Origin of the sequence: Alteromonas sp. K632G, from assembly GCF_017653625.1 — a bacterium.
GTDB classification, from domain to species: Bacteria; Pseudomonadota; Gammaproteobacteria; order Enterobacterales; family Alteromonadaceae; genus Alteromonas; species Alteromonas naphthalenivorans.
Genome location: NZ_JAGGDM010000004.1, coordinates 24,177 through 50,292, shown reverse-complemented (window position 1 = coordinate 50,292; position 26,116 = coordinate 24,177). Strand labels below are relative to the sequence as shown.

The following is a 26,116-nucleotide window of genomic DNA, read 5'->3' as shown; positions in this document are numbered from 1 at the left end:
TACACGCATTGATGCTTTTTCGCGGGTGACGAGTTTTTTATCTTTACCCCTTTTGTTAGCATAAGTTTTTGCACCAGATGTCATTTTTCTTTTTGCTTTTGCACTTTTTCGGTACATTTTTTGCTTTATCTAGCTATAAGTTAAAGCTAATAATTAACGCAGTGGTCTTTTGCTTTATTGACAATTGAAGTCGGCGTGACTTTTTATTTTAAAGAGATACACACATGGATAATAAAGTAGCACCTAACCAAGTCCTCAAATCTCACGAGGTTGAACCCAATGCTTCTGGCGGGCTTATAGTTAGGAACCAAAGTGGTTTTTCAACCATTTATAGGCTTATTGATTTATGCCTTGTCACCTTACTTTATTACGCTTCAGCATTTTATTACGACAGCCCTGTTACGGCTGGCAGCCTTCTATTCCTTTTTGTTTATGTTATTAGTTTCCAGTTTTCAGGGGAATTCGTAGAGCTTTATCGTTCTTGGCGTGGGCACAGAACGAATGAAATGCTTCGTGCAGCTGCTATAGCGTGGGCACTGAGTATGTTAGCTACGACTGCTTTTGGTTTCTTTTTCTTTGGCGATTTAAAAATTACGCCTCCCGGCGTTTTACTATGGGCCGCCTCTTCATTTGTTGTTGTACTGGCTTGGCGCTTCGTAATGCGAAAGTTTCTTTTTCGCCTTCGCCGCAGCGGGTTAAACTCTAGAAAATCGATTGTTATTGGTGCAACCCAGTTGGGTTACAACATGGCTAATCAAATCGTTTCAAATGAACATTTGGGTATTCGTTTCTTAGGGTTGTTTGATGATAGAAGCGAAGACCGCTTACCTCATGAGTTTAAAAACCAAGTACTAGGTAATATTGAGTCGGCCATTGAAATGGCTAAACGCAACGAAGTGGATTACATCTATATTGCCCTGCCAATGAGTGCAGAGAACCGTATTCGTCACATTCTTGAAAAGTGCAGCGACACAACGGCTAATGTTTATATTATCCCTAACTTCTTTATGTATAACTTGCTTAATGCCCGCTGGCAATCGATTGGGTCGGTACAAGCGTTAAGTGTGTACGACACCCCGTTTCAGGGTGCTAGCGACGTTTTAAAACGCTTTGAAGACATTGTGTTAAGCATCTTAATATTAATGATGTTAGCCATCCCTATGTTAGGCATAGCGGCGGCGGTTAAACTGACTTCTAAAGGCCCCGTTATTTTCAAACAAAAGCGTTACGGCCTAGATGGAAAACAAATTACCGTTTATAAGTTCCGGTCTATGACTACGCAAGACAACGGGGCAGTGGTTAAACAAGCCACCAAGAATGATGCGCGCCTAACCAAGATTGGTGGCTTTTTGCGACGCTCTTCTATTGATGAACTTCCACAGTTTATCAACGTTCTGCAGGGCAGAATGTCTATTGTGGGCCCCCGCCCTCATGCAGTAGCACACAATGAAGAATACCGTAAGCTTATTACCGGTTATATGCTACGCCACAAGGTGAAGCCAGGCATTACCGGCTGGGCCCAGGTAAACGGCCTACGTGGCGAAACAGAGACAGTGAACAAAATGGTACAACGTGTAGAGTACGATTTAGATTATATTCACCGTTGGTCTGTTTGGTTCGATATTAAAATTGTATTCATGACGGTATTTGGTGGGTTGGCGAATAAGAACGCCTACTAACCCTAGCGGTTCTGAATAAGTCAGTTCAGGATTGTAAAATTTTGATAAACAAAGCCTCTACACCCTGTGTTGAGGCTTTTTTGTTTTACAGTGTTAGGCGTTTAACGTTAATTACAAAAACTAGCAGCAACGTTTAGGCCGTTTGAGTGGTTATTTCACATTGAAGTTTTCAGTGCCTTACGTGTATAAATAAGCAACACCTATTACATTTTAAGGCACGTAATGAAGTACCTATTACTGGTTAGTACGTCATTTTTACTCACTGCTTGTTACTTATTACCCACACAAAAGCCATCGCCTTGGCTGGTGATTGATACTTTTAATACTAAAACGCTAACCGGTTGGCAATTAGCAGACACGCAAAATAACACTATCCCCTTTATAGAGAATGCCCAAATTACTGAAATTCGGCCTTTCGATTCAGATTTAGCTTCAGTATCAGCTTCAAATTCAATTAAAGTCGCCACAGCTACCGCGCCCACTACTATGTCGTCGTCTGTGCCTGCGCTTGAGCCTACTTCAGATCTAGGTGTTAACAACGGCTACCTAATTAAAAAGCCCGCGCCAGATGGTGTAGTAGGCAATAGAAAAGCCCTTTCGTTTAAAGCATTGCCCAAGCCAGTACCTGTAGGTGAAACTTACACTTTTTATACCAGAATTCGCGTTGAGCGCTTTCGTAATAACCATGCTTTTGGGTTAAGCAATATGCAACCTGCCGACATAATCAAACATGGTTACAACGCGTTTGAACCTACCCTACGGGTTACCGACAAGGCCGAATCTAATGGTTTTAAAAACAATGGTAGTCTGATGGTTAAAATAAATAGCGAGGACAAATACCGCCAATATGCCAATGTAAAAAATATTGACACCAACAAGGATGCTAAGCCTTTGCAAGAAGGTGAATGGTATAGCATTTGGTATGTGGTTAATAACGCCACCGCTCAAAATGGCGGGCAAGTATATAGTGTTTATGTAAAAGGCGGCGAGTTCGCAAGCCAGTCGTTAGTTTACGAAAATGCCAATTTTAGAATGAAGCGAGAGTTACCGCTTATTTACTTTTTGGCTAACTGTAATACAGGGCCACTTAAGCAACCTTATGGCAATGGGGGTTTGGCTTACGACGATATTTATATGAGCGAAGGGATAAATTTAACCGTACCCTACTAAGTTAAAATCTAACATAGCGTTTCATAAACGCCAGAAACGAAAAAAGGCGAGCATCCTGCTCGCCTTTTTCCGAAAGAACTTAAACTTAATTAGTTAATAATTAAGCTAATGCGCCTTTAGCCGCATCGACTAGTGCGCTGAAAGCCGCTTTGTCATGTACAGCGATGTCGGCAAGGATCTTACGATCGATTTCAACAGACGCTTTTTTCAAACCGTTAATGAAACGGCTGTATGACATACCATTTTGACGTGCAGCAGCATTAATACGTGCAATCCATAATTGACGGAATTGACGCTTGCGCTGACGACGGTCACGGTAAGCATATTGACCAGCTTTAGTTACGGCTTGTACCGCTACGCGATAAACACGTGAACGAGCACCGTAATAACCTTTTGCCTGCTTGAGGACTTTTTTGTGACGTGCACGTGCTACCGTGCCGCGTTTTACTCTAGCCATTAATCAGTCTCCTAAGTCTATACGTACGGCAACATGCGCTGAACCAATTTGGTATCAGAATCATGAACCAGTTTTTTGCCACGAAGGTGACGTTTACGCTTAGAGCTCTTCTTAGTCAAAATGTGACGTAAGTGAGACTGTTTGCTTTTAAAGCGGCCAGAACCCGTTTTCTTAAAACGTTTGGCGGCACCGCTTACAGTTTTCATTTTAGGCATTGCTAAAACTCCGCATTGTTAATATCGACGCTGGGTATGCAGTTACCGGTTGTCGGTTAGTGTTTAGCCGCAGGGTGTTTTGAGATTGCAGTACCTCAAAAACTTTTAGACCACTACGACTTCTTAGTTGGGGCTAGCACCATGATCATTTGGCGGCCTTCCACACGACGTGGGAAAGACTCGCACACAGCAATCTCTTCCAAATCCGCTTTAACACGGTTAAGAAGTTCAATACCGATCTCTTGGTGCGCCATTTCACGTCCGCGGAAACGGATCGTAACTTTGGCTTTATCACCACCTTCAAGAAAGCGACGCAGGTTGCGCAGTTTTACCTGGTAATCGCCTTCATCAGTGCCAGGGCGGAACTTAATCTCCTTGACCTGAATTTGCTTCTGTTTTTTCTTCTGCTCTTTTTGAGCTTTACTTTTTTCAAAGAGGAATTTGCCATAGTCCATAACTTTACAGACTGGCGGCTCAGCATTCGGACTGATTTCTACTAGATCAAGACTGGCTTCCTCAGCAAGTTTCGTCGCTTCTGCTAACGTCACAATGCCGGCTTGTTCACCGTCTTTACCAATTAAGCGAACTTCTTTGGCTTTAATTTCATCGTTTATGCGGGCTTTGTCGCCCTGAGCCTTGTTATTAGCGCCTTTAATGTGCATTCCTCCAAACATTTAATTCTTCTGTTTGCTTACCATCTGGATAATGTTCAGTACTGGTAAGCAAACACCGTCGTGTAGTATACACGAAAACCCTCAAACTACTTAATGGTCTTTTCTGCCACTTCCTGATTTGCCATGGCAATAAAAGATTCCAGGCTCATTTTGCCTAGGTCGTCGCCACTGCGAGAGCGTACTGCTACTTCACCAGCTTCCATCTCTTTATCACCTACTACTAGCATATACGGAACACGCTTGAGAGTGTGCTCGCGGATTTTAAAGCCAATCTTCTCATTTCTCAAGTCCGACTTTGCTCTAAATCCACTTTTTTGCAGTTTTTTTACACATTCCTGTGCATATTCGCCTTGGCTATCGGTAATATTTAGAATTACCACCTGCTGAGGGGCTAACCACAGCGGGAAAAAGCCAGCGAATTCTTCGGTAAGAATACCGATAAATCTTTCTAATGAACCTAAAATAGCTCTGTGGATCATAACAGGCACTTTACGTTCGCCGTCTTCAGCTACGTAAGTTGAACCTAAACGACCCGGCATAGAGAAATCTAGCTGAACCGTTCCACACTGCCATGCCCTATTTAGGCAATCGTGCAATGTGAATTCAATTTTAGGGCCATAAAACGCACCTTCACCTGGCTGATATTCAAATTCAATATCGTTGGCTTTAAGTGCTTCGGCTAATGCTGCTTCCGATTTATCCCAAATTTCGTCACTGCCTACGCGCTTTTCAGGGCGAGTAGATAGTTTAACCGCTACTTTTTCAAAACCAAATGCTGCATAAGTCTCATACACCATCTTTATACAGCCACTTACTTCTTCTAGGATCTGTTCTTCGGTACAAAAAATATGAGCGTCGTCTTGGGTAAACCCACGAACACGCATTAAACCGTGTAGCGCACCAGAAGGTTCGTTACGGTGACAGCAACCAAACTCAGCCATACGCAACGGAAGGTCACGGTAAGACTTCAAGCCTTGGTTAAATATTTGAACGTGGCCTGGGCAGTTCATTGGCTTAATAGCATATTCACGCTTTTCTGATTCGGTAGTGAACATGTTTTCGGCGTACTTTTCCCAGTGACCCGATTTTTCCCACAACGAACGGTCCATCATTAATGGGCCTTTTACTTCGTCGTAAGTGTAGTCGCGTAACTTTTCACGCACGAACTTTTCAAGCTCGGTGTAAATAGACCAACCATCGTTGTGCCAAAACACCATGCCCGGCGCTTCTTCTTGCCAATGGAACAAGTTCAACGCTTTACCAATTTTACGGTGGTCGCGCTTTTCAGCTTCTTCTAAGCGCTGTAAATAGGCTTTAAGTTGCTTTTTGTCAGCCCACGCTGTGCCGTAAATACGTTGCAACATTTTATTGTCGCTGTCGCCACGCCAGTATGCACCGGCTACTTTCATAAGCTTAAAGTTTTGGCAGAATTTCATGTTAGGCACGTGAGGGCCACGGCACATGTCTACGTATTCTTCGTGATGGTATAACCCTGGGCGATCATCATGACTGATGTTCTCGTCTAGAATTTCCATTTTATAAGTTTCGCCGCGAGCTTCGAATGCATCGCGGGCTTCTCGCCAGCTAACTTTGTTTTTAACCACGTTATAGTTAGTTTTAGCTAGTTGAAGCATACGCTTTTCAAGCTTTTGGATATCTTCCTGAGTTAGGCTCTCTTCCATATCAACATCGTAGTAAAAACCGTTGTCGATAGTAGGGCCAATCGCCATTTTGGTGTTTGGCCAAAGTTGCTTAATAGCATGACCTAACAAATGCGCGCAGCTGTGACGAAGGATTTCTAAGCCTGCTTCGTCTTTAGCGGTAATGATTTGTAGTTGAGCGTCTGACTCAATAAGGTCAACTGCGTCTACCAATTCGCCATTCACTTTACCCGCAATGGTCGCTTTCGCTAAACCTGGGCCGATATCGTTGGCAACATCTAATACAGAAACTGATTGGTCGAAAGCGCGCTGGCTTCCATCAGGAAGGGTAATTACTGGCATGATATATCCTTTACAGTGGTGACGCCTACTCTGCGCCACTTGCATCTTTAATTATAAAAACACTCATTTTGGTGTTTACGCGTAGTTGTTATATTCATTACATAGGCTGAAGTGCTATATAAACCATATAAGCCTTATAACCGTTTACTCTTTGTCAACACACATACTTGGGTTGGCGGTATAAACAATTATCGATGGGCGATTATAACGGCTGTAAACACACATGCAATGGGCAAGCGTATTTTCGATACATTGCGGCCTATATTTTGTGCTTACGGGGTATAAACAACATGTGAAATATTCCACCAGCGGCTGCAAAGCTTACTTATTCTTATCTTTAAATTGTTGGAAATGCTGTCAAACTTGTGTATTCAAATTTACGCAAACACGCTTATGCGAACAGGCTTATGCAAACGGGCTTTTGCAAACAAGCTAGGCCAAAAGTAATACCGAGCAAAAAGTTATACCGAGCAAAAAGTTATACTGAATAAAAAGTTACGCTGAATAAAAAACGAACAATGGAGTAGTGCCTGCCAATGCCTAACAAACCAAAAATTGCCAACAACACTATGGATGAAGCCGCGAATGCAGACATGGCTACCGAATTAGCGCTTGAAGAAAATTCGCCGGTTGCGCTAATAACCGGCGCAGCGAAACGCATTGGTGCCACCATGGCAAAAAACCTTCATAGTGCAGGTTATCGTGTAATTATACATTACGGTCATTCAGCAGAAGACGCTAACGCATTGGTGAATTCGTTAAATGCCGAACGGCCTAATAGTGCTATTTGCTTACAGGCAGACTTGTGTAAGTTAGAGGATATTACCCGCCTAGCTGAACAAGCCACTGCACCAGACGCTTTTTCGTTTGGCAGTAACACAGTGCATGCCGACTCGAAACTGAAGGCTGATTCAAGTGTGAAAGCTGATTTAAACGTGAAAGCCGGCTCAAATGTGAAAGCTAAGGCCCGCATTGATGTATTAATTAATAACGCATCTAGCTTTTACCCTACTCCCCTTGGCGACATTTCTGCCAACGACTGGCAAGCATTAGTGGGCAGTAACGTACAAGGCCCTTTGTTTTTGTCGCAAGCATTATGGCCTACTTTAAAAGCATGCAATGGCTGTATTATCAATATGGTTGATATGCACATAGACCGCCCACTACCGCACCATACGGTATACGGCCTTGCTAAAACGGCGTTGGCGTCTATTACTCGTTCACTGGCGGTTGAAATGGCACCCGAGGTGCGGGTAAATGGTATTGCACCAGGCGCCATATTGTGGCCTGAAAGAGAATTGGAGCACGACCAAAAGCAACGATTACTCGACAGCATTCCATTGGGTGGTCTTGGCTCGCCTGAAGATATAGCAAACACCGCAACATTCTTAATTTCAGCTAATTATATTACGGGGCAAATTATTTATGTGGATGGTGGCCGAAGCCTACACACGAATGCGTCGGCATAAGTACGTTAATGTAAAAAGCATGATTGATAGCAAGTGCCTTTATGACGCGAACCGTTGCGCTGCAAACGTGATGGTTGGAAAAACCATACGGCTAGTTAGCGTTGTGATGGCGGTTAGCTTATTACAAGGGTGCTTTGGTGCGCCTAGCATTGATGACACCATGGATGAGTACACCGCCCGTTTGTCTAGGGTGCTGGATAAGCCTTTAACATACGAGGCTTTGTCACAAGAGGCTTCGACAAACAGCACATTGGCGACAAGCAATATCGCCCTGCCTTCTCACACCTACCCAACACTTGCTGAGCTTGGCAACAACGTGACCCCGTTGAATATTAATATACGAGAGTTCTACGCCATACAAGATTGCGAACTTGGCCGAATAGTGGCTGAAAGAAACACGGCGTTGGGTAAAACACAGTTACCTTCACAGCGTTTACAGTACGAGCATCGCCTATTGAACGTATTGGCAAATTGCGAAGCTAGGTTACAGGCCGCTGATAACCCCATTGCTAGTACCGTGGCGGAATGGCGTAAACAAAAGCAGGTTCAATATCAAAGCGTGTGGGCAAATGTAGTGCAAACCAGCACTGAGATGAAACTAGGGTTAAGCATGGCGGGGTCGCCATTACAGGCAAGTGAAAATAAAGATGCTAAGGCAACGGTTAATGCGCTTAACTTCATTAATGGTTTAGCAGAAACGTTGAAGCAAAAAAATGTTGTGGATATTAACGTAGAAGCCAGCGCTAACAACAATGGCGAGCTTGAACAACAATTACAAATTATTGCGTCTTCTCGGCTTCCAGCAAAGCTATGGCAAACACAAGCTATATTGCACAACCGCTTAGTTTCACTGAACCAAGTGTTAGCGCCTGCGCTAAACAGCGTACAGTGCAAAAATGGTGTAACAAGCGACAAAGCCACCATTCTTCGAAATGTGTTTTACTTGTACTTTATAGAAGAAATTCAACCCATTGCGAGCACGCTAAATAGTTACCACTACCAGCTACAACCTTTATGGAAACAATGGGCCGGAAACACTGCATTGAGCGCCCCCTTTAAAGCGCACATACGCACCCACGCTATTGATAATTTTGTACAATACAGTGCCACAATGAAAGCCCATGTTTCCTTATGGCAAGACTTTCTAGGTCGCTGCAATTTATCGCCAACCGCGCCCTAGTTATCGTAAGGCTGCTGAACGTTTCATCACTCAACGTAGCGTGCTCACTTATATCTGCTGCAAGCTAAAGAATATTTTCACCGCTTTCAGGGTCGCGGGCTTTCTTCGCTTGCTCCCTAATATCTTCTGCTTCACTGCTAACGTCTTCGTTGTTATTTTCGTGTTCAAGCGCTGCATTAGCACTGCTGCGAGCTGTGCTTGCCTGCGCTGTATCTGCTTGAGTTGCAGATGCCGGCGCTCTACTTTCTTCCGACTCACCCGCTATTCCTGCCGCTGATTTTTTGTTAGTCGCTAACGGGAAATTATTACTTTCGGAGATGGGTTTATTAAGCGATGTGAAACCAAGGGCATCATCAGCGGTATCTTCTTTACTTACCGATTGATTAGACACTATGGCTAATCCATTGGGGAATACACGTTCGCGAGCATCGTCAGGCATACTAATATTTTCTTCAGTGAATCGGCCTACAATTTGACGCATCAGCAGCGACGACATTTTAAGCACGCTGGTGTCTTCAACATTCACCCAAAAATACACTTTTAAATTGTAGGTGGATGCGCCCAAATTATCGATTAGCACTTGGGGTTCCGGATCTTTAAGCACCTTTGCATGGCTGGATATTATCTCGACTGCCAAATTCTGTGCATTGCGAATGTCGGCATCGTACCCTACACCCAATACAAAATGTCCGCGCATGAGTGGGTTAGCCGTCAGGTTTTTAATCACACCCTTGTAAATTGTGGCGTTGGGAATTTGAATATGGTTGCCGTCGAAATCGACCATGGTAGTGGCACGAGACGTTACTTTTTGAATAATGCCCGTAAACTCGTTTATTTCAACAATATCGCCTATTCGAAACGGCCTTTGAATGGTAAGCAACAAACTAGAGATAAAGTTTTCGGCAATATCACGAAAGGCAAAACCAAGAATTAACCCTACTACGCCAGTTCCGCTTATAACCGCCACCGCAAAGCCCGTTAAACCTGCCATAAAGAGGAATAAATACACGCCTAGCAACATAATAACCAAGCTAATAGAACGTTGCGCTACCGACTTAATTAACGGGGTCAGCGAAGACAAAGAAAACGGCTTGAGCAGCAACCGGGATAGCGGGCCCGCTGCAATAATAAACAGCGCCATAATTAACAAGCCTACACCAAGGCCGGGTAAGCGATACAAAAAGCCATGCCATAAATCTAATAGCACCGACTGGGCTTCGGTAAAGTTTTCTACCCCAGAGGAAGGCGCAACTGTATCTGCTGCCAATAAAGCTAAGGGCAATATGTTTGCTAGTGCGAAATGTGATAGGTCTAAATTGAAAAACGCTGTTAGGGAATTGATGATGCCCACCTTCGCTCCTTGAAATGAGGTTACTTACCACGGGTGCAGCCTAACAATATGGCCATCCCACGCTAACTGCTACTAGCTGCTAACTGCTAACTGCTAACTGCTAACTGTTAAATCATACTAGCTGCTATAATTATATATATGATACGCACAGGTTCATGAACAGGTTTACGCTCTGGTATAAAATCTGGCTTAAGCTTAAATATAGGCTTGAATATAGACCCGGATATAAACTTAGATACAGCCTTTGAAACCGCTTTTACTCAAGCTTTACACATTCACTATTTCATTGGTGGTCGCATAGATTAACGTATTAGTTAACGCATTGGCTTAAACCTAACCGCTACTTAGCCTTTGTTTTTTGCTCAGGCTAAGGGCCAGCCACTACCAAATATGAGCCTAAGCCAATGGTAAATAGGAAACTGCCCCAAATAGCATGTTCTATTACCACAATGGGTGTTGAATTTGTTTGCATGTAGCGATAACCAAATATCGCGCCACCACACCAAGATATAACCACTGCCACCCAGTTCCCGTAAATTAGATGCGCTAAACCAAACACAAAGGTACTTATAATCCAGCGTGCATTACGAGAAGGTAAAATGCGTTTATAGCGGTGGAAAAAGAAGGTTCTAAAAATGATTTCTTGCGGAATAACCGACACCACAGGATATACCAATAAGGTGACTACCCACATCCATGGCTCGTTAATCGGCCAGTGCAAAAATAGCTCGGGTTTAACTAAGTAAACGCACAGCGCAAGCAAACTTGCCCATGGTAAAAAGAACTTAAGGGTACTTTTTAAATGAGGCCCATAATCTTCCCAATGCCATAAACGAATTCGTTGGAATTGTTTATCGGCTAACAGCACACTTAAACAAAACAAACACACTGTGGCTAAAATAGGCATAAGCCAGTCGGCGACGTGGTTAATCCAGTAAAGCACGGCAATGGGCAGTACAACGAACAAAATGACCAATTCAGACCACAGCTTTACCACGAAGAACCCCTACTTAATTGCAAAATGATGACAGAAATATGAACTATAAAAGATAATGAAATTATAGTGCCAATTCGCTTAGAAGTCTTACACTGCGGCGTTATACATTAGACGTAAATTAGTAAGTCACGAAAATTCAGCGAGTTTTTGGAGTTCTGGCGGTAGAATAAAGTGTGAGAATGGAACATGATGATGCATAACTAAGGTACAAGGGTGGCCGTTTGCTTATTTACAGGCAAGAAGCGGTAACTTTGTATGTATAAATAACACGCAAATAAGCACTATTGCTGAAATATTTTCCTTCACGGTGATTTTCCTTCAGGGTAATGTTGTTATTTGCTAAAAAGCATCAATATAGTTGCCAACCCAAAAGAACGCGACACACACTGAGCAGTTGAAGATTATTCCTTATGGCCCAAAATTCGAATGATGTTATTAAGCAAATAGAGAAGCATTACGCGTCTTTATCGCCATCAGGCCAAACTATTGCTCAGTATTTACAGCGTAACCCTATTGCGGTTGTTACCCAATCAACCTCTCATATTGCTGAACAAACCAACACATCGAAAGCTACAGTAAGTCGTTTTTTTCGTCAGCTTGGTTTTGAGTCGCATCAAGAAGCAAAAAATACCTTGCTTACCTTACGCGAACAGGGCGTGCCTATTAGCCCTGGTACCACTGCGGTTCTGCAGCATGAGCAAGAACTCAATAATATTTCGCAAACTTTCGACAATATTGATATTGCCACCCTTACAGCCATTGCTGAAAAGCTGGCAAACGCGCAACAAATTACCCTTATCGGGTTTAGAAACGCTTACCCATTAGCGCTGCATTTTCGCCAGCAACTTAAGCAAATTCGTACCTCGGTAAGGCTTTTGCCTCAACCAGGCCAAACCTTAGGGGAAGATTTAGTCGATTTGGGTGAAGATGATGTTGTGGTGTTGTTTGGTTTTCGCAGGCGCACTCGGCAGTTCAAGCATGTGTTAAATACGCTTTCTCATTGCCAAACTATTTTAATCACCGACCCTACCGGGCAAGTATACCGAGATAACGTAAAGCATTTATTGGTGTGTCATTTAGGCAATCATTTAAGTTCGCAGGTAGATAATTACACGCCATTCGACAGTTACGCAGCCCCAATGAGCTTGGTTTCTACCCTGTGTAACTTTACGTATTCTGCCTTAGGAAACAGTGCATCGGAACGTGTTGAGGCCATTACTAGCCTGTATGGCGACCTTGATGAATTAGAGCCTTCCGAGCGAAAGTAGTATGTGAAGTAACACTTAAAGTATCATTAACTGCTTTTATTTAGATAATGTTTAAGCAAGAATAGAAGATCGAATAAGTCGTTAAGCACGTATAACAATTCGTGTTGCCACCCGAGATGCAAACAAACACGCGCCGTTCTCCCGTAAGTAAGGCAACCAAGCATTTGATGTTGGAGTTGAAATGGATAAATCCCACCTTGTTATAGAAGAGTCTAGCAGAGTTTTAGCATTTTGGTTTAATGAACTCACCCCTTCACAGTGGTTTACTCAAGATTCTGCCCTTGATCGCACTATTGCATCGCAATTTTTAAACTTGCACCGCGCTGCATCACAAGGTGAACTATGGCCTTGGCGAGCAACGCCTACAGGTCGGTTAGCGGAAATTCTTTTGCTTGATCAGTTTTCACGAAATATATACCGAGACACGCCCCACGCTTTCTCGCAAGACCCCATGGCTTTAGTATTGGCCCAAGAAGCGGTGAGTGTTGAGGCCGATAAAACCCTTACGCCTCAGCAATGTATATTTTTGTACATGCCATTTATGCACAGCGAATCTTTGGCTATACATGATATTGCGCTTCAGCTTTTTGCGGTTCCTGGTTTAGAACAACAATATGAATATGAGTTGAAACACGTGAACATTATTAAGCAATTTGGGCGATATCCGCACCGAAACTTGGTGTTGGGCAGAACCAGTACAAAAGAAGAAGAAGCGTTTCTTTTGAAGCCTGGCAGTCGGTTTTAATACGAACACGGCTTCGCCCTTGTACTGGTTGTTCACTCACCTTTCGCATCGCCTGTAGTTGGGTTATTGAAAACACTTCATAATCTAAGCCACTAAAGATACGCCACTAAAGATACGCCCTAAAAACTAAACCACATAACTAACCCACAAAAACAAAGCATATTACACGCCAGTAACAAACGTTTCACTTGACAACAAAGAGAAACGATTGTTTCATGGAGGTATATTTACAACTATTGCGAATGTGCCGTGTCTTCTCCTTTTGTTTCGATTCCTGCTGATAATAAAGTCAACGCCAAAAGCGCTTCAGATTCTGAATCAAGTTCTGTAGCAGCTAATGCTTCACCAGCTTGCGAATTAACAGGCCATGCTCTGAAAGGCAATGCTTTAGCGGTAAAAGACTTATTTCATATTGAAGGGCTACCAACCGCAGCGGGTAACCCCGATTGGTTGGCCACACATCCTGTACCAACGGCCACCAATAGCACAGTTGAAAAGTTACTTGATGCAGGCGCTACCTTTAAAGGTAAAACAATTACCGATGAACTCGCTTATAGCTTACACGGTCAAAATAAACATTATCCGCAACTAGTAAACCCCGTTGCACCTGCGCACATCCCTGGGGGTTCATCTTCAGGTTCGGCCGTTGCGGTGTCGGCACATTTAGCTGACATTGGTTTAGGTACAGACACAGGCGGCTCTATTCGTGTTCCTGCGAGTTATCAAGGGTTATGGGGGCTACGCACCACGCACAATGCTATACCGTGTGACAACATGGTGGCGTTGGCACCGTCTTTCGACACCATAGGTTGGATGACCCGCGATCTCGACACCCTAGAAAAAGTGAGCCACGTTTGTTTAGCCGATGCTTCGCAGGAAGCGCTATTTAACACTGCAGACGAAGCTAACGACATCACAGTACGAATTGGTGCTGTTCAGCATTTGCTGCAAAGCGCGAAACACGGCGCTTTGGCCACAAAATGGCTTGAAACACTTAATGAAAAAGCGGATAGCGACAAAGCGGGTTTTACTATTACCCCTATTACCGAACACGAATTGGATTTATCGGCACTGAACACTGCCGCGACATTTCGCGTATTACAAGGTGCTGAAATTTGGCAACAACATGGCCAGTGGATAACAGATACATCCCCTGACATTGCCCACGATATTATGCTTCGATTAAATTGGTGTGAAACGATTTCTGAACAAGAAGTTGATGACGCCAAGAAGCAACAAGTGGCGTTTCAAGAATACATAAACAGCTTATTTGAAACTGTAGACGTATTGTTGATACCCACTACCCCCGGCATTGCACCACGGTGTGATGCTGACGGAGAAACATTAGCGAACGATAGGAATGCCCTGCTGGCGCTTACCTCAATTGCAGGTTTAGCAGAGCTTCCACAAATTCATATGCCGCTATTTACCCTACAAAATGCCCCGTGTGGTTTATCACTGGTAGGCAAAAAAGGCAGCGATCTTGCACTCATTAAGCTAGCGAAAGCACTGACAGCAAATTAATTGGTCATACTAGGCTTACTGAATATACAAGGTTGCATTGGCCAAATAACAAATGGATAAAAAAAGACAATGAGTGAAAAGCATAACGTAGGCTTTACAGCCCCTCACTTTGCGGCATCGCAAGTGGGTTTGAATATTTTAGAAAAAGGCGGCACCGCGATTGAAGCTATGGTGGCCGCTGCTGCGTCTATTGCCGTTGAGTACCCTCACATGAATGGTATGGGTGGCGATGGATTTTGGCTAATTAGTGAACCTGGCAAAGCTCCTATTGGCATTGATGCCTCGGGCGTTGCCGCATTAGGTGCTACTCCTGAATTTTACAAAGACGAAAGTGCCATTCCTAGCCGAGGCGGAAAATCAGCCTTAACTATGGCCGGTGCTGTTGCAGGTTGGAATGAAGCATTAAAAATAAGTCACCAGTGGCAAGATGGCTTATCGCTTAATACGCTGTTTGATACTGCGATTAGTCAGGCTAATTGGGGTATAGAAGTAACCCAAAGCTTGGTAGATGCCAGCAATAAAACCTTTGACGATTTAGCCGGTGACCCGAATTTCGACCAGTTTTTAATAAAGGGCAAAGCACTTAAGAAAGGCAAAATTCTTAAACTAACGGCGTTGTCTAAAACACTTAGCCACTTGGCAAAAGCAGGGCTTGATGATTTTTATCATGGCGAACTAGCTAGCAAACTGGCTACCGACTTAGAAGCCGCAGGTTCACCTATTCGTATTGAAGATTTTAATCAATACAAAGCGCAAATTGTCGAGCCGCTTTCGGTAACCACCAGCAAAGGCACTTTGTATAACTTGCCTGCACCTACCCAAGGTGTGGCGTCGTTAATTATTTTAGCGCTGTACGATAAAGTGCAGCACCTAGGCTCTACCGATGCCGACATGGTGCACTTATTAATTGAATGCACTAAACAAGCGTTTATTGCGCGAAATGCAAATGTTACCGACCCATCACGCACGCCTGTTGATTTGTCTAGTTTATTAACTGATGAATCGCTAGATGAAATGGTTAAACACATTTCGGTAGAAAAAGCACAACCGTGGCCGCACGTGGCCAAACCTGGCGATACCATATGGATGGGTGCGTGTGACAGCGAAGGCCGAATGGTAAGTTACATTCAATCGCTTTATTGGGAGTTCGGTTCAGGCATTGTTAGCCCACAAACCGGCATTGTATGGAATAACCGAGGAACGTCTTTCTCGTTAGATCCAAACAGCAACCAATACCTTAAACCTGGTCTGAAACCGTTTCATACGCTTAACCCTGCGTTTGCCGATTTAGCCGATGGGCGACGCATGAGTTACGGCACCATGGGCGGTGAAGGTCAGCCACAAACACAAGCGGCTTTATTTGCCCGCCATATTTATCACAACCAACCTATTGATAAAGCCATTGCCCTAGGCCGCTGGTTATTAGGCCGTACTTGGGGTGATGAAAGTAACAACTTAAAAGCCGAGCGTGACTTAGCCGAGTATGTAGGCGAAAGCCTTATTGCCCGAGGTCACGACATGGTGACTGTCGACCCTTGTAACGAATTGATGGGCCACGCTGGCGCGGTTATTCGCACGCCAACAGGCACAGTAAGCGCAGCAAGCGACCCGCGAAGCGACGGTAAAGCGTTCACTGATAAGGTGTAACGCCGCGAAAAATCTAAATTCTAGGTTTAATCAAACGATAACATCTAGCAGCAACATTACCCCAAGCCGCTTTATCGGTGTGTTGCTTTTGGCTTGTTTTTAAAGGACGTCCACCCCTTTTAAGATAAGCCAGAGCAACCCGCCATAATTTCATTGGGCATACATGTTTTAGCAAGCACACATTCACAACGAGATCTTTAATTTATGCAGTTTTTACTCGATAACATGACGGTAATTTTATCGTTAATTGGTACAGGCGTGTTCGCCGGATTATTGGCTGGCCTATTAGGTGTAGGCGGCGGTATTGTTATAGTGCCGGTCCTGTTTTTCTTATTTCAAGCACTAGGGGTATCGGCTGAAAGCGCCATGGTGATTGCAACTGCAACATCGCTAGCCACTATTGTACCTACGTCTATTAGCTCTATTCGCGCTCACCATAGCAAAGGCAACGTAGACTTTGCCCTACTTAAGGCTTGGGCAGTGTTTATCTTAATGGGCGTATTAGCAGGTAGTTACTTAGTCACGGTACTGGACGCTAACTTTCTAACGTTGATGTTTGGTGTTATTGCCACGTTATCTGCTATTAACATGCTAGTTGGTAAAAAAGATGCCTTGTTTAACGGCCTACCAGGTCGTGTTGGACAGTCTATTATGGCAGCGTGTATCGGCTTTTTTAGTTCCATGGTTGGCATTGGTGGCGGCACGCTTACCGTCCCTACACTTACCTTTTGTAATTACCCAGCGCACAGAGCAGTAGGTACAGCAGCCGCTGTTGGCCTAATTATTTCGCTGCCTGCCGCTATTACTCTTTTATTCGTAGGCACTACGCCTGTTGATGCGCCGTTTGCTACCTACGGTTACGTTAACCTACTTGGTTTCGCGTGCATTGTGCCGCTAACGGTAATTTTTGCGCCAATTGGTGCAAGCATCGCCAACAAGTTAGATGCTGGTCTGCTTAAGAAAATTTTTGCTGTTGTTCTCATTATTACTGGCCTGCGCATGCTTGCGCAGGTGTTTATCTAGGAGCCTATTATGACTGGTTTTGCACCATTAACACCTCCACCACGCCTTTTAATGGGCCCAGGCCCTATTAACTGTTATCCGCGTGTATTGTCGGCCATGTCTACTCAGCTAGTAGGCCAATACGACCCTGTAATGACAGGCTACATGAACGAAACCATGGCGCTGTACCGCACGCTATTTAATACCAAAAACCAACAAACCATGTTGATTGATGGTACGTCGCGGGCAGGTATTGAAGCGGTGTTAGTGTCGGCTATTGAACCTGGCGATAAGGTGCTAGTGCCTATCTTCGGGCGTTTTGGCCACCTATTGGCTGAAATTGCAGAGCGCGCCGATGCAGAAGTTCACACTATTGAAGTGCCGTGGGGTGAAGTATTTAAACCCGAGCAAATAGAAGCGGCCATTAAGAAAGTACAGCCTAAACTATTAGCCATAGTACAAGGCGATACGTCTACCACTATGTTTCAACCTCTTGAAGACATTGGCGCTATTTGTGAAGCCAACGACGTGTTGTTCTATTGCGATGCCACCGCATCGGTAGGGGGTAACCCGTTAGAAGTAGACAAGTGGAAGCTAGATGCAGTGTCAGTGGGTTTGCAGAAATGCTTAGGCGGCCCTTCAGGCAGTGCGCCCATTACCATGAGCCAAAAGTTTGTTGATGTGGTGCGTACTCGCCATCACGTTGAAGCTGGTATTCGCGATGCACATCATGAAAGTGCCCGTGGCCCGAAAATTCGCTCTAACTATTTCGATCTTGGTATGATTATGGATTACTGGGGTGATGAACGCTTAAATCACCATACCGAAGCCGCAACCATGCTTTATTGCGCCCGTGAATGCGCTATTTTGCACCTTGAAGAAGGCCAGCAAAATGTGATTGCACGCCATAAAGTGGCAGGCGATGCCATGCTAGCAGGTGTACAAGCTTTAGGGCTTACACCATTTGGCGACCTTGCTAACAAAATGAGCAATGTAGTGGGCGTGGTTATTCCTGATGGCGTACACGGCGAACAAGTACGTGAAGACCTGCTACTGCGTTTCAACATTGAAATTGGCACCAGCTTTGGCCCCCTTAAAGGGAAAATTTGGCGAATAGGCACCATGGGTTATAACGCGCGCCAAGATGCGGTGTTGCATACCCTTCAGTCGCTAGAAACCGTATTACGCAAGCAAGGTATGTCGCTACCGGCTGGTGCTGGCGTAGACGCTGCACTTGCTGTGTATTCGGGAGCCATGAATGTCTGAATTTTCTGATGCGGCCGCGCTAGTAATGGCGCGCTGTGAAGCACTAGGTTCACTAAGCCAAAACCCAAGCTGTTTAGACAGGCGCTATTTAACCGAACAACACAAACTGGCCAATCAGCTAACATCCGGCTGGATGATAGAAGCCGGTATGACAACCTGGCAAGACAGCGTAGGTAACATTTGGGGCCGCTATACATCAGCCGTACCCAATGCACCTCGCTTAATTATTGGCAGTCATTTAGACACGGTGCCAAATGGCGGTAAATACGACGGCATGTTAGGTGTAGTTGCACCGGTAACGCTCATGGCCATGTTCAGCGGCGAAGGTCGACAGTTTCCTTTTCACATTGATATTGTTGGCTTTTGTGACGAAGAAGGCACCCGTTTTGGTACTACCCTATTAGGTAGCCGTGCGTTAACAGGCAAGTGGCAAGACGAATGGCGCAGGCTAAAAGACGAAGATGGCATTTCCCTAGAAGATGCGATGAAAAACTTTGGGCTGGATTTTGATGCTATTAACAGCGCCACCATTGCACAAACTGACTTGCTGGGTTACTTAGAACTGCATATTGAGCAAGGCCCAGTGTTAGAGCAAGAGAACTTACCTGTAGGTGTAGTAAATGCTATTGCTGGTGCGAAACGCTTTTCATTAACGGTTACCGGCATGGCAGGACACGCGGGAACTGTGCCTATGTCGATGCGCCACGACGCCTTATGCGCCAGCGCCGAAATGATTTTAGCGGTAGAGTCTATTAGTCAACAGCGTCCAGGTGTTGTGGCTACCGTGGGTAAAATTGAGAACGCGCCCAATGGCGTGAATGTGATTTCTGGCCGATGCCAGTTCTCTTTAGATATTCGCAGTGAAGAAGACCCATTGAGAGATGCCGCATTGGCAGAGATTTTGCAAAAAATCAACGACATTGCCGTGTTACGCAATGTGGAATTGAAGATAGAGCAAACACACAGTGCGCCAGCGGTTCATTGTGATAGTGCCCTACAAAATACATTGCTTAAAGGTGTAACTGAAGCAGGCATAGTACCCAAAGTACTGGCCTCGGGTGCAGGGCATGATGCAATGGCAATGGCTGAAATATGCCCTGTTGCTATGTTATTCACACGCTGTAAGGGTGGCATTAGTCACCATCCGGCTGAGTCTATCACCACAGACGATGTTGCCGCGAGCTTAGCGGTAATGCACCATAGTCTTCGCACGTTAAAGTACTAAAACTTAGTTCTAGCCTACGCAAGGTTCACGTTTAAGCATTATTCGTTAAATGATAAGAAACAGGTATGAGTAAGATGAAGATAGCAAGGATATATAACGACGATGAAGGCAAGAGCCACTTTGGAGAAATTGATATTCCACTGAAAGATGGCGGGCCTATTGGACTGTTATCAGAAAAGTTTGGCGCCGATAAAATCATCTTTAGGGAAACGCCAGCAGACTATGACTTTAAATGGCACCCTGCGCCAGCACGCCAACTTCTGTTTATCTTAAAAGGCCGCGCAGAGTTTACGGTTTCTAACGGTGAACGCCATGTATTTGGTTCTGGTGATGTTATCTTGCTAGAAGATACGGAAGGTGAAGGTCACTGCTCAAAAGCCATGTACAACGAAGTGCGTCACTCCATCTTTGTTACGCTAGATGAAGGTGTTGAATTTTAATTACTTTCATCGCCTTGCTGTTAATTTGAGCGCGTCATATTGGCGCGCTTTTCGTTTTAGAGCACCAACTTGGTGCGCTGCACCTTTACACTTTTTTCTTCCCACCTTTCTTCTAATTAAAAATAGCTGTTAATCATTAAGTTAACCTTCTTGCAGGACGTAGACTAAGTGGTCAGCTTCTTGCAAAAACTCGCATTATAATTTTAATACTGCTGTAGTACTCATGCGTTTGCGACTTACCTTTTTGCCTTTCTATCTTGTTGTATTTATCTCTCTTACCAGTTTTGCTTATAAAAGTGTTGCCGCACCCAGTGCCGTAGCCAATTCTTCATCTTCTACTTCTACTCCCTTTTCTATGCCGTTGTGGTTTGAAGCTTTCAAAAAAACAGCGACACCACGCCAGATGTATCAATTTTTACACGCCATGCCAAAAGGCGGTGATTTACATCATCATTTGTCAGGTTCAGGGTTTAGTGAATGGTGGTACGAACTGGCGGCCGATCCTACAAAAAATGGTGGGTATACCTATTACACCCAGGTAAGTATCAAACCATGCCATTCAGACCCACAAAGTGCCTTACGCTTTCATACCATCAGCGAAACGACATGGGCTAAATTACCTCAGTGCATTCAGAAAAATTACACTGAATTAGGCTTGCTTGATAACAATTTAAAACGCGAGTTTATGGATAGTATTCGCTTACATACGGCGTCGGAAGGACGAGAAGAATTCTTTTCTACCCATTGGCAACGGTTAAACGAATTGACCGCAAACCCCACGTTAGTGTCAAAAATATTGCTACGTAATATGCAAGCTTACCAAAAGGAAAATCTGCAATATTTGGAAACCCAGGTAAATGTTCGCTATACAAAAAAACCTGATGGAAGCACTTATACGCCCGACGAAGCATTAGCCATTTATACCGACATGCTTGCCAGTGAAGAGGCGCAAGCCACGCAAGTTACTGTTCGTTTACAATATGCTGTTGTTCGCTTTTTACCCGACGCCGAAGCACAACTAGAATGGATTTATGACTTTGTAGATAGCCACAGAGAATTGTACGTAGGCATTAATTTAGTAGGCAGAGAAGATGATATAAACGGGCAACCGAAACGGTTTGCATCAACACTTCGTAAGCTTCGTGCTACATACCCTAAAGTTTCATTGGCCTTTCATGCTGGTGAGTCTGAAACCGCCGATTCAAATGTGCGAGACACCTTATTGCTTGGTGCAGAGCGCATTGGGCACGGGTTAAATACCATTTTCGACTCAGATACTCTATTGCTAATGAGAAACAGCCAGTACCTTATCGAAATTAACCTTATTTCCAACTTACTGCTTGAATACATTCCCAGCTACGATACCCACCCCTTTCCAGAATATTTGCGAACAGGTATCCCTACCGCGCTATCTACCGATGACAGAGGCATGTTCGACTCCACATTAACCGATGAGTTTTATGTCGCGGTAACCGAATTCAACTTAAGCTGGGAAGAAGTACTCACATTAAGCACCAACAGTTTGCAGTACAGCTTTTTACAACCAAATGTAAAAGCGCAGCAGCTTACTTTATTTCATCAACGTGTTGCTGAATTTGAAACTCAGGTGGCATCAGATACTGTGCCTACCTCTCCCCCAATGTTTCGTGCATTCATCTGTAAATTTGAAAGCGAACTGTGCAGCGGCAATAAGGATTAATCATGCAAGAGAAACATCAAGATTTACTCTATAGCCTGCACGACAAACCCAATGCGGTAGCGTGCTTAACCGCTGCGTTTCAGCACATGCTGGCGAGCTTTATTGGCGTGATAACGCCTACATTAATTATCTCTGCCACCTTAGGGCTTACAGAACACACTGCCTACCTAATTTGCATGGCGCTTTTTGTTAGTGGTGTGGGCACCTTTATTCAAACTAAAAAATTTGGCCCAGTGGGCAGTGGCTTGGTGGCCATTCAGGGCACCAGCTTTGCGTTTATCAGCGCGTTGCTTTTGGCTGGCATGAAGGTAAAAAATGAAGGTGGAAGTAGCGAAGAAATTTTATCACTTCTTTTTGGCCTTACCCTAGCGGGCGCCTTGGTTGAGGTGGTGTTTAGTTTATTTGTTACTCAACTTAAACGCATTATCACACCACTGACTACTGGTATTGTGATTACTGCCATTGGCTTATCACTGATTAATGTTGGAATGACAGATTTAGCCGGTGGGTTTAATGCTGAATCATTCGCAAGCTTAGATAATTTAGGCTTAGGAGTAAGCGTTTTACTTATTATTGTATTTTTGAACGCGTCGAATAATCATTGGGTAAGGCTATCGGCTATTTTTATAGGCATGACCTTGGGTACCGCCTATGTGTGGTTCACTAAAGGATTAGACTTTTCCCACTTAAATGATTTACCCGCTATTGCCGTTCCCCACCCTTTTGCGTTTGGTATTAGCTTCGACATAACCTTGTTTTTACCTATCGCACTTATCTACTTATTTACCGCTATTGAAACCGCAGGCGACTTAACCGCGAATAGCTTGTTTTGCAAAGAGCCCGTGTCAGGCCCACTTTACTTATCGCGTATTAAAGGTGGCATTTTAGGTGACGGACTTAACTCTATGATTGCGGGCGCCTTTAACACATTTCCCAATACCACCTTTGGCCAAAACAACGGCGTTATTCAGCTAACGGGTATTGCGAGTAGAAAAGTAGGTTTCTTCGTGGCGGGCATGTTTGTATTTGTTGGCTTGTTCCCTGCGGTTGGCGGAGTGCTACAAGCTATACCTAAGCCGGTGTTGGGCGGGGCAACGTTAGTTATGTTTGCCATGGTGGCCGTGGGTGGTTTGAAGCTACTTGCCAGCTACGCATTAGATAGAAGAAGCAGCTTAATCACCGCGTGTGCGTTAGGGATGAGCATTGGTGTAATGATGGTACCTAGCGCATTATCACAATTACCCACTTGGCTTGAAAACGTTTTACTTTCACCGGTTACCTCTGCGGGTTTAACCGCTATCATTTTAGATCTTACCCTACCACGTGCACCGCAAAAAACTTCCAGCACGGCGTCAAAGACTCAAGGTGAAGTGTAAAGAGCGAAGTTGGTGCAATACTCACGCTAAATATCACAATGCTGGTGCAGTGAGCCATCAGCATTGTTCTGCTTCACATTTTGATAACATCATCATTTTTCTAGCCTAGAAAAAAGTTCAATAAAATCATAAATTTAAATTTATTTAATTTCCTGACCAACTGGACAAGAAGCTGGCACTCATCGTGCTTTTATCCAGACAGAAAAATAAAAAAGTATAAAAGGCCTTTTAAAAGGTTATTAAAAATAGAGGAAACCATGATTAACACTACATTCAAGCTTAACCCACTAGCCCGTGCGCTAGCATTCGGTCTGACATTGTCAGTGCCTTCAATCGCACTTGCACAAGAGGCTGAATCTGCGCCGAAAGACGCTGACGTTGAAAAAATTGAAGTAACAGGCTCTCTGGGCAGTTTGCCTGGTCAAGATGTTGAATCAGTTTTTGGTTTTGGAAAATCAATTCTTGAAACACCGCGTTCTGCATCAACGATTTCTCAAGAACAAATGGAGCGTTTCAACGTTTCAGATATTGATGAGCTAGTGGCATTTGCACCTGGTACATTTACCCAGTCATTCTTTGGTGTAGCAGGTTCACTTGATGTACGTGGTACACCTGGTGAAACTTACTTCCGTGGTGTTAAACGCCTAGATAACCCGGGTAACTACCCTACCCCAATTGGTGCTTCTAGCCGAATTGATATTGTTCGTGGTCCTGCTTCTCCTATTTATGGCCCGTCTAAAATTGGTGGTTACTTAAACTTTAACCCTAAATCTGCTCGTGCTTCATCGGGTCAGTATTTAGAAAAGCCAGAAGGCGCAATTTCTTATACTACGGGTTCTTGGGATAAGAGCGTGCTAACGGCAGAGGTTGGTGGTCCAGCGCAGGTTGGCGACAAAACTGTAGGTTACTACCTGTACGGTGAAGTTGAAAACTCAGATAGTTACTACGAGAACACACAGACTGACCAAACTATTCTACAAGCCGCTTTCAACATAGATATTACTGATAACCTACGTGTTGAATTTGGTGGTATGTATCATGATTACGATGGTAACCAAGTTGCTGGTTGGAACCGTTTAACACAAGAGCTAATTGACGACGGTACGTATATTACTGGTACTGCACAGTCGCTTGATACAGACGGCGACGGCTCAATTAGTCACGAAGAATATGGCGCCGTAAACATTGCGGGTAACAGCTTCTTCTATGTTCCTGGTGCTGCATTTACCGATGATGAAGCCACTGCTCTAATGGCACTTGAAAACGTAGGTACTACAACCCTAAGCGGTAGCCAAGTATTGGTTGCACCAGATGACCAATTGGGTAACGAAGCGATTACTTTCTACTTCGATACTATTTATTACGCAGACAACTGGGAAATTCGTAACCAGTTCTTCTACGATTCATACGATAACATCAACGAAAATGCGTACGGCTTCTCTCAATTCCACGATAGCTGGGTAATTGAAGATAAGATTGTTTTCGCTACCGAATATGAAAACGACAGCTTGTTAGCACAATTCCAAATTTCTCCGTCAATTCGTTACACCGACTTTTTACACGGTGATGACTTTACGTACGAGTACTTTAACCGTCGTGATTTAACAATGCCTTCTTCGGCGCTTGATAGACGCTTGCTATCTACTCGCTCTGGTATGAACTACGATAACTACGATGAAGGTAACTACCTTGATTTAGGTATTGGCGCCATGACCGACCTTACTTGGGATTGGGGCTTAAACCTTGTACTTGGTGTTCGCTACGATACGATTGATATTGAAACGACATCTCGTACCGACCTGCTACTTGGCGCAACTGGCGATGAAGTACCTGTATATGCTGAGGATACAGTAGGCGGTTGGTCTTGGAATACCAGTATTTCATACGAACTTCCGTTTGGCTTAATTCCTTACATCACGGCTGCTGAGCAAGCAACGATTGTTGCGGGTCAAGGTGCAGAAATTGGTGTTGGCCAACTAGAAGACGGTGCTTTCGATACGTCTGAGTTATTCGAGTTCGGTGTTAAAGGTTCATTGCTAGACGATACCCTTTACTTTGCACTTTCTTCATTTGAAATGGAAAGAACCGACTTTAGCAGCCAAAACACGGTTACTAACAACACCACAAACAACAAAGGTACTGAATTTGAACTTCGTTGGGTTGTTAACGAAAACTTAGTGATGTCTGCAGGCTACACGAACATTAAGGTTATTAACCTTACTGCACTTGAAAATGGTAGCCAGTTTGGTTTCCTTGGTGCTGAAGACTTAACAAGTCTTACCGATCCGTCGCTCGTGTTTGGTGGTAACGTGATTGGCTTGAACTTAATTGGTGAAGGCTTTGCTAACACTGATGCACGTAAAGCGGGTATCCCTGAAAACGTGTACACAGTAACGGCAACTTACGACTTCCAAAACGGTTATGCGGCTAACGTGAGTGTAGTTGACGTTGAAGAAGTAGCTTCTGGCTTCTCTGCTTCGGTAATGCTTCCAGCGTACACGCTAGTGAATGCAGGTGTTTCTTATCAGGCAGATGACTGGTCTGTAAACTTTACTGTTAAGAACTTAACTGATGAGCGTTATTTCCGCGCTAACTTCCCTGACTTGTTCGGTAGCCAAGTTGTGTTGCCAGAACTACCACGTCATTGGAGCGCGAAGTTCGCTTATAAGTTCTAAGACACTGCATTATAAGCTGTTGTAATAAAAAATGTTATAAAGGTAAATCTACCC

Annotated in this window: 21 protein-coding genes; 15 read left to right on the top strand and 6 right to left on the bottom strand. The window is 44.2% G+C overall.

All coding sequences use genetic code 11. The annotated features are described in order from the left end of the window. Positions 1-224: 224 nt before the first annotated feature. Together J5X92_RS05475 and J5X92_RS05470 are read left to right on the top strand one after the other, a co-directional pair. Positions 225-1,679: an undecaprenyl-phosphate glucose phosphotransferase gene (locus J5X92_RS05475; RefSeq protein WP_208804950.1), complete on the top strand. Its 1,455-nt coding sequence runs from the start codon at positions 225-227 to the stop codon at positions 1,677-1,679. Positions 1,680-1,901: 222 nt separating this feature from the next. Beyond that, positions 1,902-2,849 carry a hypothetical protein gene (locus J5X92_RS05470; RefSeq protein WP_208804949.1) on the top strand — a complete coding sequence of 316 codons (948 nt, stop codon included), beginning with the start codon at positions 1,902-1,904 and terminating at the stop codon, positions 2,847-2,849. A gap of 100 nt (positions 2,850-2,949) precedes the next feature. Here J5X92_RS05470 and rplT read toward each other — a convergent pair whose 3' ends face one another. The 4 genes from rplT to thrS form a co-directional block, all read right to left on the bottom strand. Continuing rightward, the gene (gene rplT, locus J5X92_RS05465) at positions 2,950-3,306 is read right to left on the bottom strand and encodes a 50S ribosomal protein L20 (RefSeq protein WP_013784592.1); all 357 of its coding nucleotides are present in this window, start codon (positions 3,304-3,306) and stop codon (positions 2,950-2,952) included. Between the two features lie 17 nt (positions 3,307-3,323). Further along, positions 3,324-3,521 (bottom strand): 50S ribosomal protein L35, encoded by a 198-nt coding sequence (rpmI, locus tag J5X92_RS05460; protein ID WP_012518091.1) that lies wholly within the window; start codon positions 3,519-3,521, stop codon positions 3,324-3,326. Positions 3,522-3,634: 113 nt separating this feature from the next. Then, complete coding sequence (infC, locus tag J5X92_RS05455; protein WP_126873690.1) at positions 3,635-4,183, bottom strand: translation initiation factor IF-3; 549 nt, start codon at positions 4,181-4,183, stop codon at positions 3,635-3,637. A 98-nt stretch (positions 4,184-4,281) separates the two neighbouring features. Next, positions 4,282-6,198 carry a threonine--tRNA ligase gene (gene thrS / locus J5X92_RS05450; protein WP_208804947.1) on the bottom strand — a complete coding sequence of 639 codons (1,917 nt, stop codon included), beginning with the start codon at positions 6,196-6,198 and terminating at the stop codon, positions 4,282-4,284. 593 nt (positions 6,199-6,791) lie between these two features. Between thrS and J5X92_RS05445 the strand changes: the two genes are divergently transcribed. Together J5X92_RS05445 and J5X92_RS05440 are read left to right on the top strand one after the other, a co-directional pair. Beyond that, positions 6,792-7,667, top strand: coding sequence for an SDR family oxidoreductase (locus J5X92_RS05445; RefSeq protein WP_208805118.1), 876 nt, complete (start codon positions 6,792-6,794; stop codon positions 7,665-7,667). 19 nt (positions 7,668-7,686) lie between these two features. Then, complete coding sequence (locus tag J5X92_RS05440; protein WP_208804945.1) at positions 7,687-8,847, top strand: DUF3080 family protein; 1,161 nt, start codon at positions 7,687-7,689, stop codon at positions 8,845-8,847. 64 nt (positions 8,848-8,911) lie between these two features. Here J5X92_RS05440 and J5X92_RS05435 read toward each other — a convergent pair whose 3' ends face one another. After that, entirely contained in the window at positions 8,912-10,198 is a 1,287-nt protein-coding gene (locus tag J5X92_RS05435) for a mechanosensitive ion channel family protein (RefSeq protein ID WP_208804943.1), read from the bottom strand. A 367-nt stretch (positions 10,199-10,565) separates the two neighbouring features. Further along, on the bottom strand, positions 10,566-11,195 hold the full coding sequence (locus tag J5X92_RS05430) for a CPBP family intramembrane glutamic endopeptidase (protein WP_208804942.1): 630 nt from the start codon (positions 11,193-11,195) through the stop codon (positions 10,566-10,568). 410 nt (positions 11,196-11,605) lie between these two features. Between J5X92_RS05430 and J5X92_RS05425 the strand changes: the two genes are divergently transcribed. The 11 genes from J5X92_RS05425 (at position 11,606) to J5X92_RS05375 (ending at position 26,062) form a co-directional block, all read left to right on the top strand. After that, complete coding sequence (locus J5X92_RS05425) at positions 11,606-12,463, top strand: MurR/RpiR family transcriptional regulator (RefSeq protein ID WP_208804940.1); 858 nt, start codon at positions 11,606-11,608, stop codon at positions 12,461-12,463. A 181-nt stretch (positions 12,464-12,644) separates the two neighbouring features. Beyond that, positions 12,645-13,208, top strand: a complete 564-nt coding sequence (locus J5X92_RS05420; RefSeq protein ID WP_129737672.1) for a DUF924 family protein — start codon at positions 12,645-12,647, stop codon at positions 13,206-13,208. Positions 13,209-13,457: 249 nt separating this feature from the next. After that, a complete protein-coding gene (locus J5X92_RS05415; protein ID WP_208804938.1) occupies positions 13,458-14,732 on the top strand; it encodes an amidase in 1,275 nt (424 codons plus the stop codon). A 69-nt stretch (positions 14,733-14,801) separates the two neighbouring features. Continuing rightward, positions 14,802-16,379: a gamma-glutamyltransferase family protein gene (locus tag J5X92_RS05410; RefSeq protein ID WP_208804936.1), complete on the top strand. Its 1,578-nt coding sequence runs from the start codon at positions 14,802-14,804 to the stop codon at positions 16,377-16,379. Positions 16,380-16,583: 204 nt separating this feature from the next. Then, entirely contained in the window at positions 16,584-17,402 is an 819-nt protein-coding gene (locus J5X92_RS05405; protein ID WP_208804934.1) for a sulfite exporter TauE/SafE family protein, read from the top strand. 9 nt (positions 17,403-17,411) lie between these two features. Further along, a complete protein-coding gene (locus J5X92_RS05400; RefSeq protein ID WP_013784604.1) occupies positions 17,412-18,647 on the top strand; it encodes an alanine--glyoxylate aminotransferase family protein in 1,236 nt (411 codons plus the stop codon). Beyond that, positions 18,640-19,872 (top strand): allantoate amidohydrolase, encoded by a 1,233-nt coding sequence (locus J5X92_RS05395; RefSeq protein ID WP_013784605.1) that lies wholly within the window; start codon positions 18,640-18,642, stop codon positions 19,870-19,872. Before J5X92_RS05400 ends, J5X92_RS05395 begins: the two co-directional genes overlap by 8 nt. A 74-nt stretch (positions 19,873-19,946) precedes the next feature. Beyond that, positions 19,947-20,312, top strand: a complete 366-nt coding sequence (locus J5X92_RS05390) for an AraC family ligand binding domain-containing protein (protein ID WP_013784606.1) — start codon at positions 19,947-19,949, stop codon at positions 20,310-20,312. A gap of 223 nt (positions 20,313-20,535) precedes the next feature. Next, positions 20,536-22,011 (top strand): adenosine deaminase, encoded by a 1,476-nt coding sequence (locus J5X92_RS05385; RefSeq protein ID WP_208804932.1) that lies wholly within the window; start codon positions 20,536-20,538, stop codon positions 22,009-22,011. 2 nt (positions 22,012-22,013) lie between these two features. Further along, a complete protein-coding gene (locus tag J5X92_RS05380) occupies positions 22,014-23,387 on the top strand; it encodes a nucleobase:cation symporter-2 family protein (RefSeq protein ID WP_208804930.1) in 1,374 nt (457 codons plus the stop codon). 257 nt (positions 23,388-23,644) lie between these two features. Continuing rightward, on the top strand, positions 23,645-26,062 hold the full coding sequence (locus J5X92_RS05375; protein WP_208804928.1) for a TonB-dependent receptor plug domain-containing protein: 2,418 nt from the start codon (positions 23,645-23,647) through the stop codon (positions 26,060-26,062). Positions 26,063-26,116: the final 54 nt, after the last annotated feature.

Bases quoted from the DNA above. Each gene is read 5' to 3' on its own strand.
- J5X92_RS05475 (WP_208804950.1), top strand. From the start codon at position 225: ATGGATAATAAAGTAGCACCTAACCAAGTCCTCAAATCTCACGAGGTT.
- J5X92_RS05470 (WP_208804949.1), top strand. From the start codon at position 1,902: ATGAAGTACCTATTACTGGTTAGTACGTCATTTTTACTCACTGCTTGT.
- rplT (WP_013784592.1), bottom strand. From the start codon at position 3,306: ATGGCTAGAGTAAAACGCGGCACGGTAGCACGTGCACGTCACAAAAAA.
- rpmI (WP_012518091.1), bottom strand. From the start codon at position 3,521: ATGCCTAAAATGAAAACTGTAAGCGGTGCCGCCAAACGTTTTAAGAAA.
- infC (WP_126873690.1), bottom strand. From the start codon at position 4,183: ATGCACATTAAAGGCGCTAATAACAAGGCTCAGGGCGACAAAGCCCGC.
- thrS (WP_208804947.1), bottom strand. From the start codon at position 6,198: ATGCCAGTAATTACCCTTCCTGATGGAAGCCAGCGCGCTTTCGACCAA.
- J5X92_RS05445 (WP_208805118.1), top strand. From the start codon at position 6,792: ATGGCTACCGAATTAGCGCTTGAAGAAAATTCGCCGGTTGCGCTAATA.
- J5X92_RS05440 (WP_208804945.1), top strand. From the start codon at position 7,687: ATGATTGATAGCAAGTGCCTTTATGACGCGAACCGTTGCGCTGCAAAC.
- J5X92_RS05425 (WP_208804940.1), top strand. From the start codon at position 11,606: ATGGCCCAAAATTCGAATGATGTTATTAAGCAAATAGAGAAGCATTAC.
- J5X92_RS05420 (WP_129737672.1), top strand. From the start codon at position 12,645: ATGGATAAATCCCACCTTGTTATAGAAGAGTCTAGCAGAGTTTTAGCA.
- J5X92_RS05410 (WP_208804936.1), top strand. From the start codon at position 14,802: ATGAGTGAAAAGCATAACGTAGGCTTTACAGCCCCTCACTTTGCGGCA.
- J5X92_RS05405 (WP_208804934.1), top strand. From the start codon at position 16,584: ATGCAGTTTTTACTCGATAACATGACGGTAATTTTATCGTTAATTGGT.
- J5X92_RS05400 (WP_013784604.1), top strand. From the start codon at position 17,412: ATGACTGGTTTTGCACCATTAACACCTCCACCACGCCTTTTAATGGGC.
- J5X92_RS05395 (WP_013784605.1), top strand. From the start codon at position 18,640: ATGTCTGAATTTTCTGATGCGGCCGCGCTAGTAATGGCGCGCTGTGAA.
- J5X92_RS05390 (WP_013784606.1), top strand. From the start codon at position 19,947: ATGAAGATAGCAAGGATATATAACGACGATGAAGGCAAGAGCCACTTT.
- J5X92_RS05385 (WP_208804932.1), top strand. From the start codon at position 20,536: ATGCGTTTGCGACTTACCTTTTTGCCTTTCTATCTTGTTGTATTTATC.
- J5X92_RS05380 (WP_208804930.1), top strand. From the start codon at position 22,014: ATGCAAGAGAAACATCAAGATTTACTCTATAGCCTGCACGACAAACCC.
- J5X92_RS05375 (WP_208804928.1), top strand. From the start codon at position 23,645: ATGATTAACACTACATTCAAGCTTAACCCACTAGCCCGTGCGCTAGCA.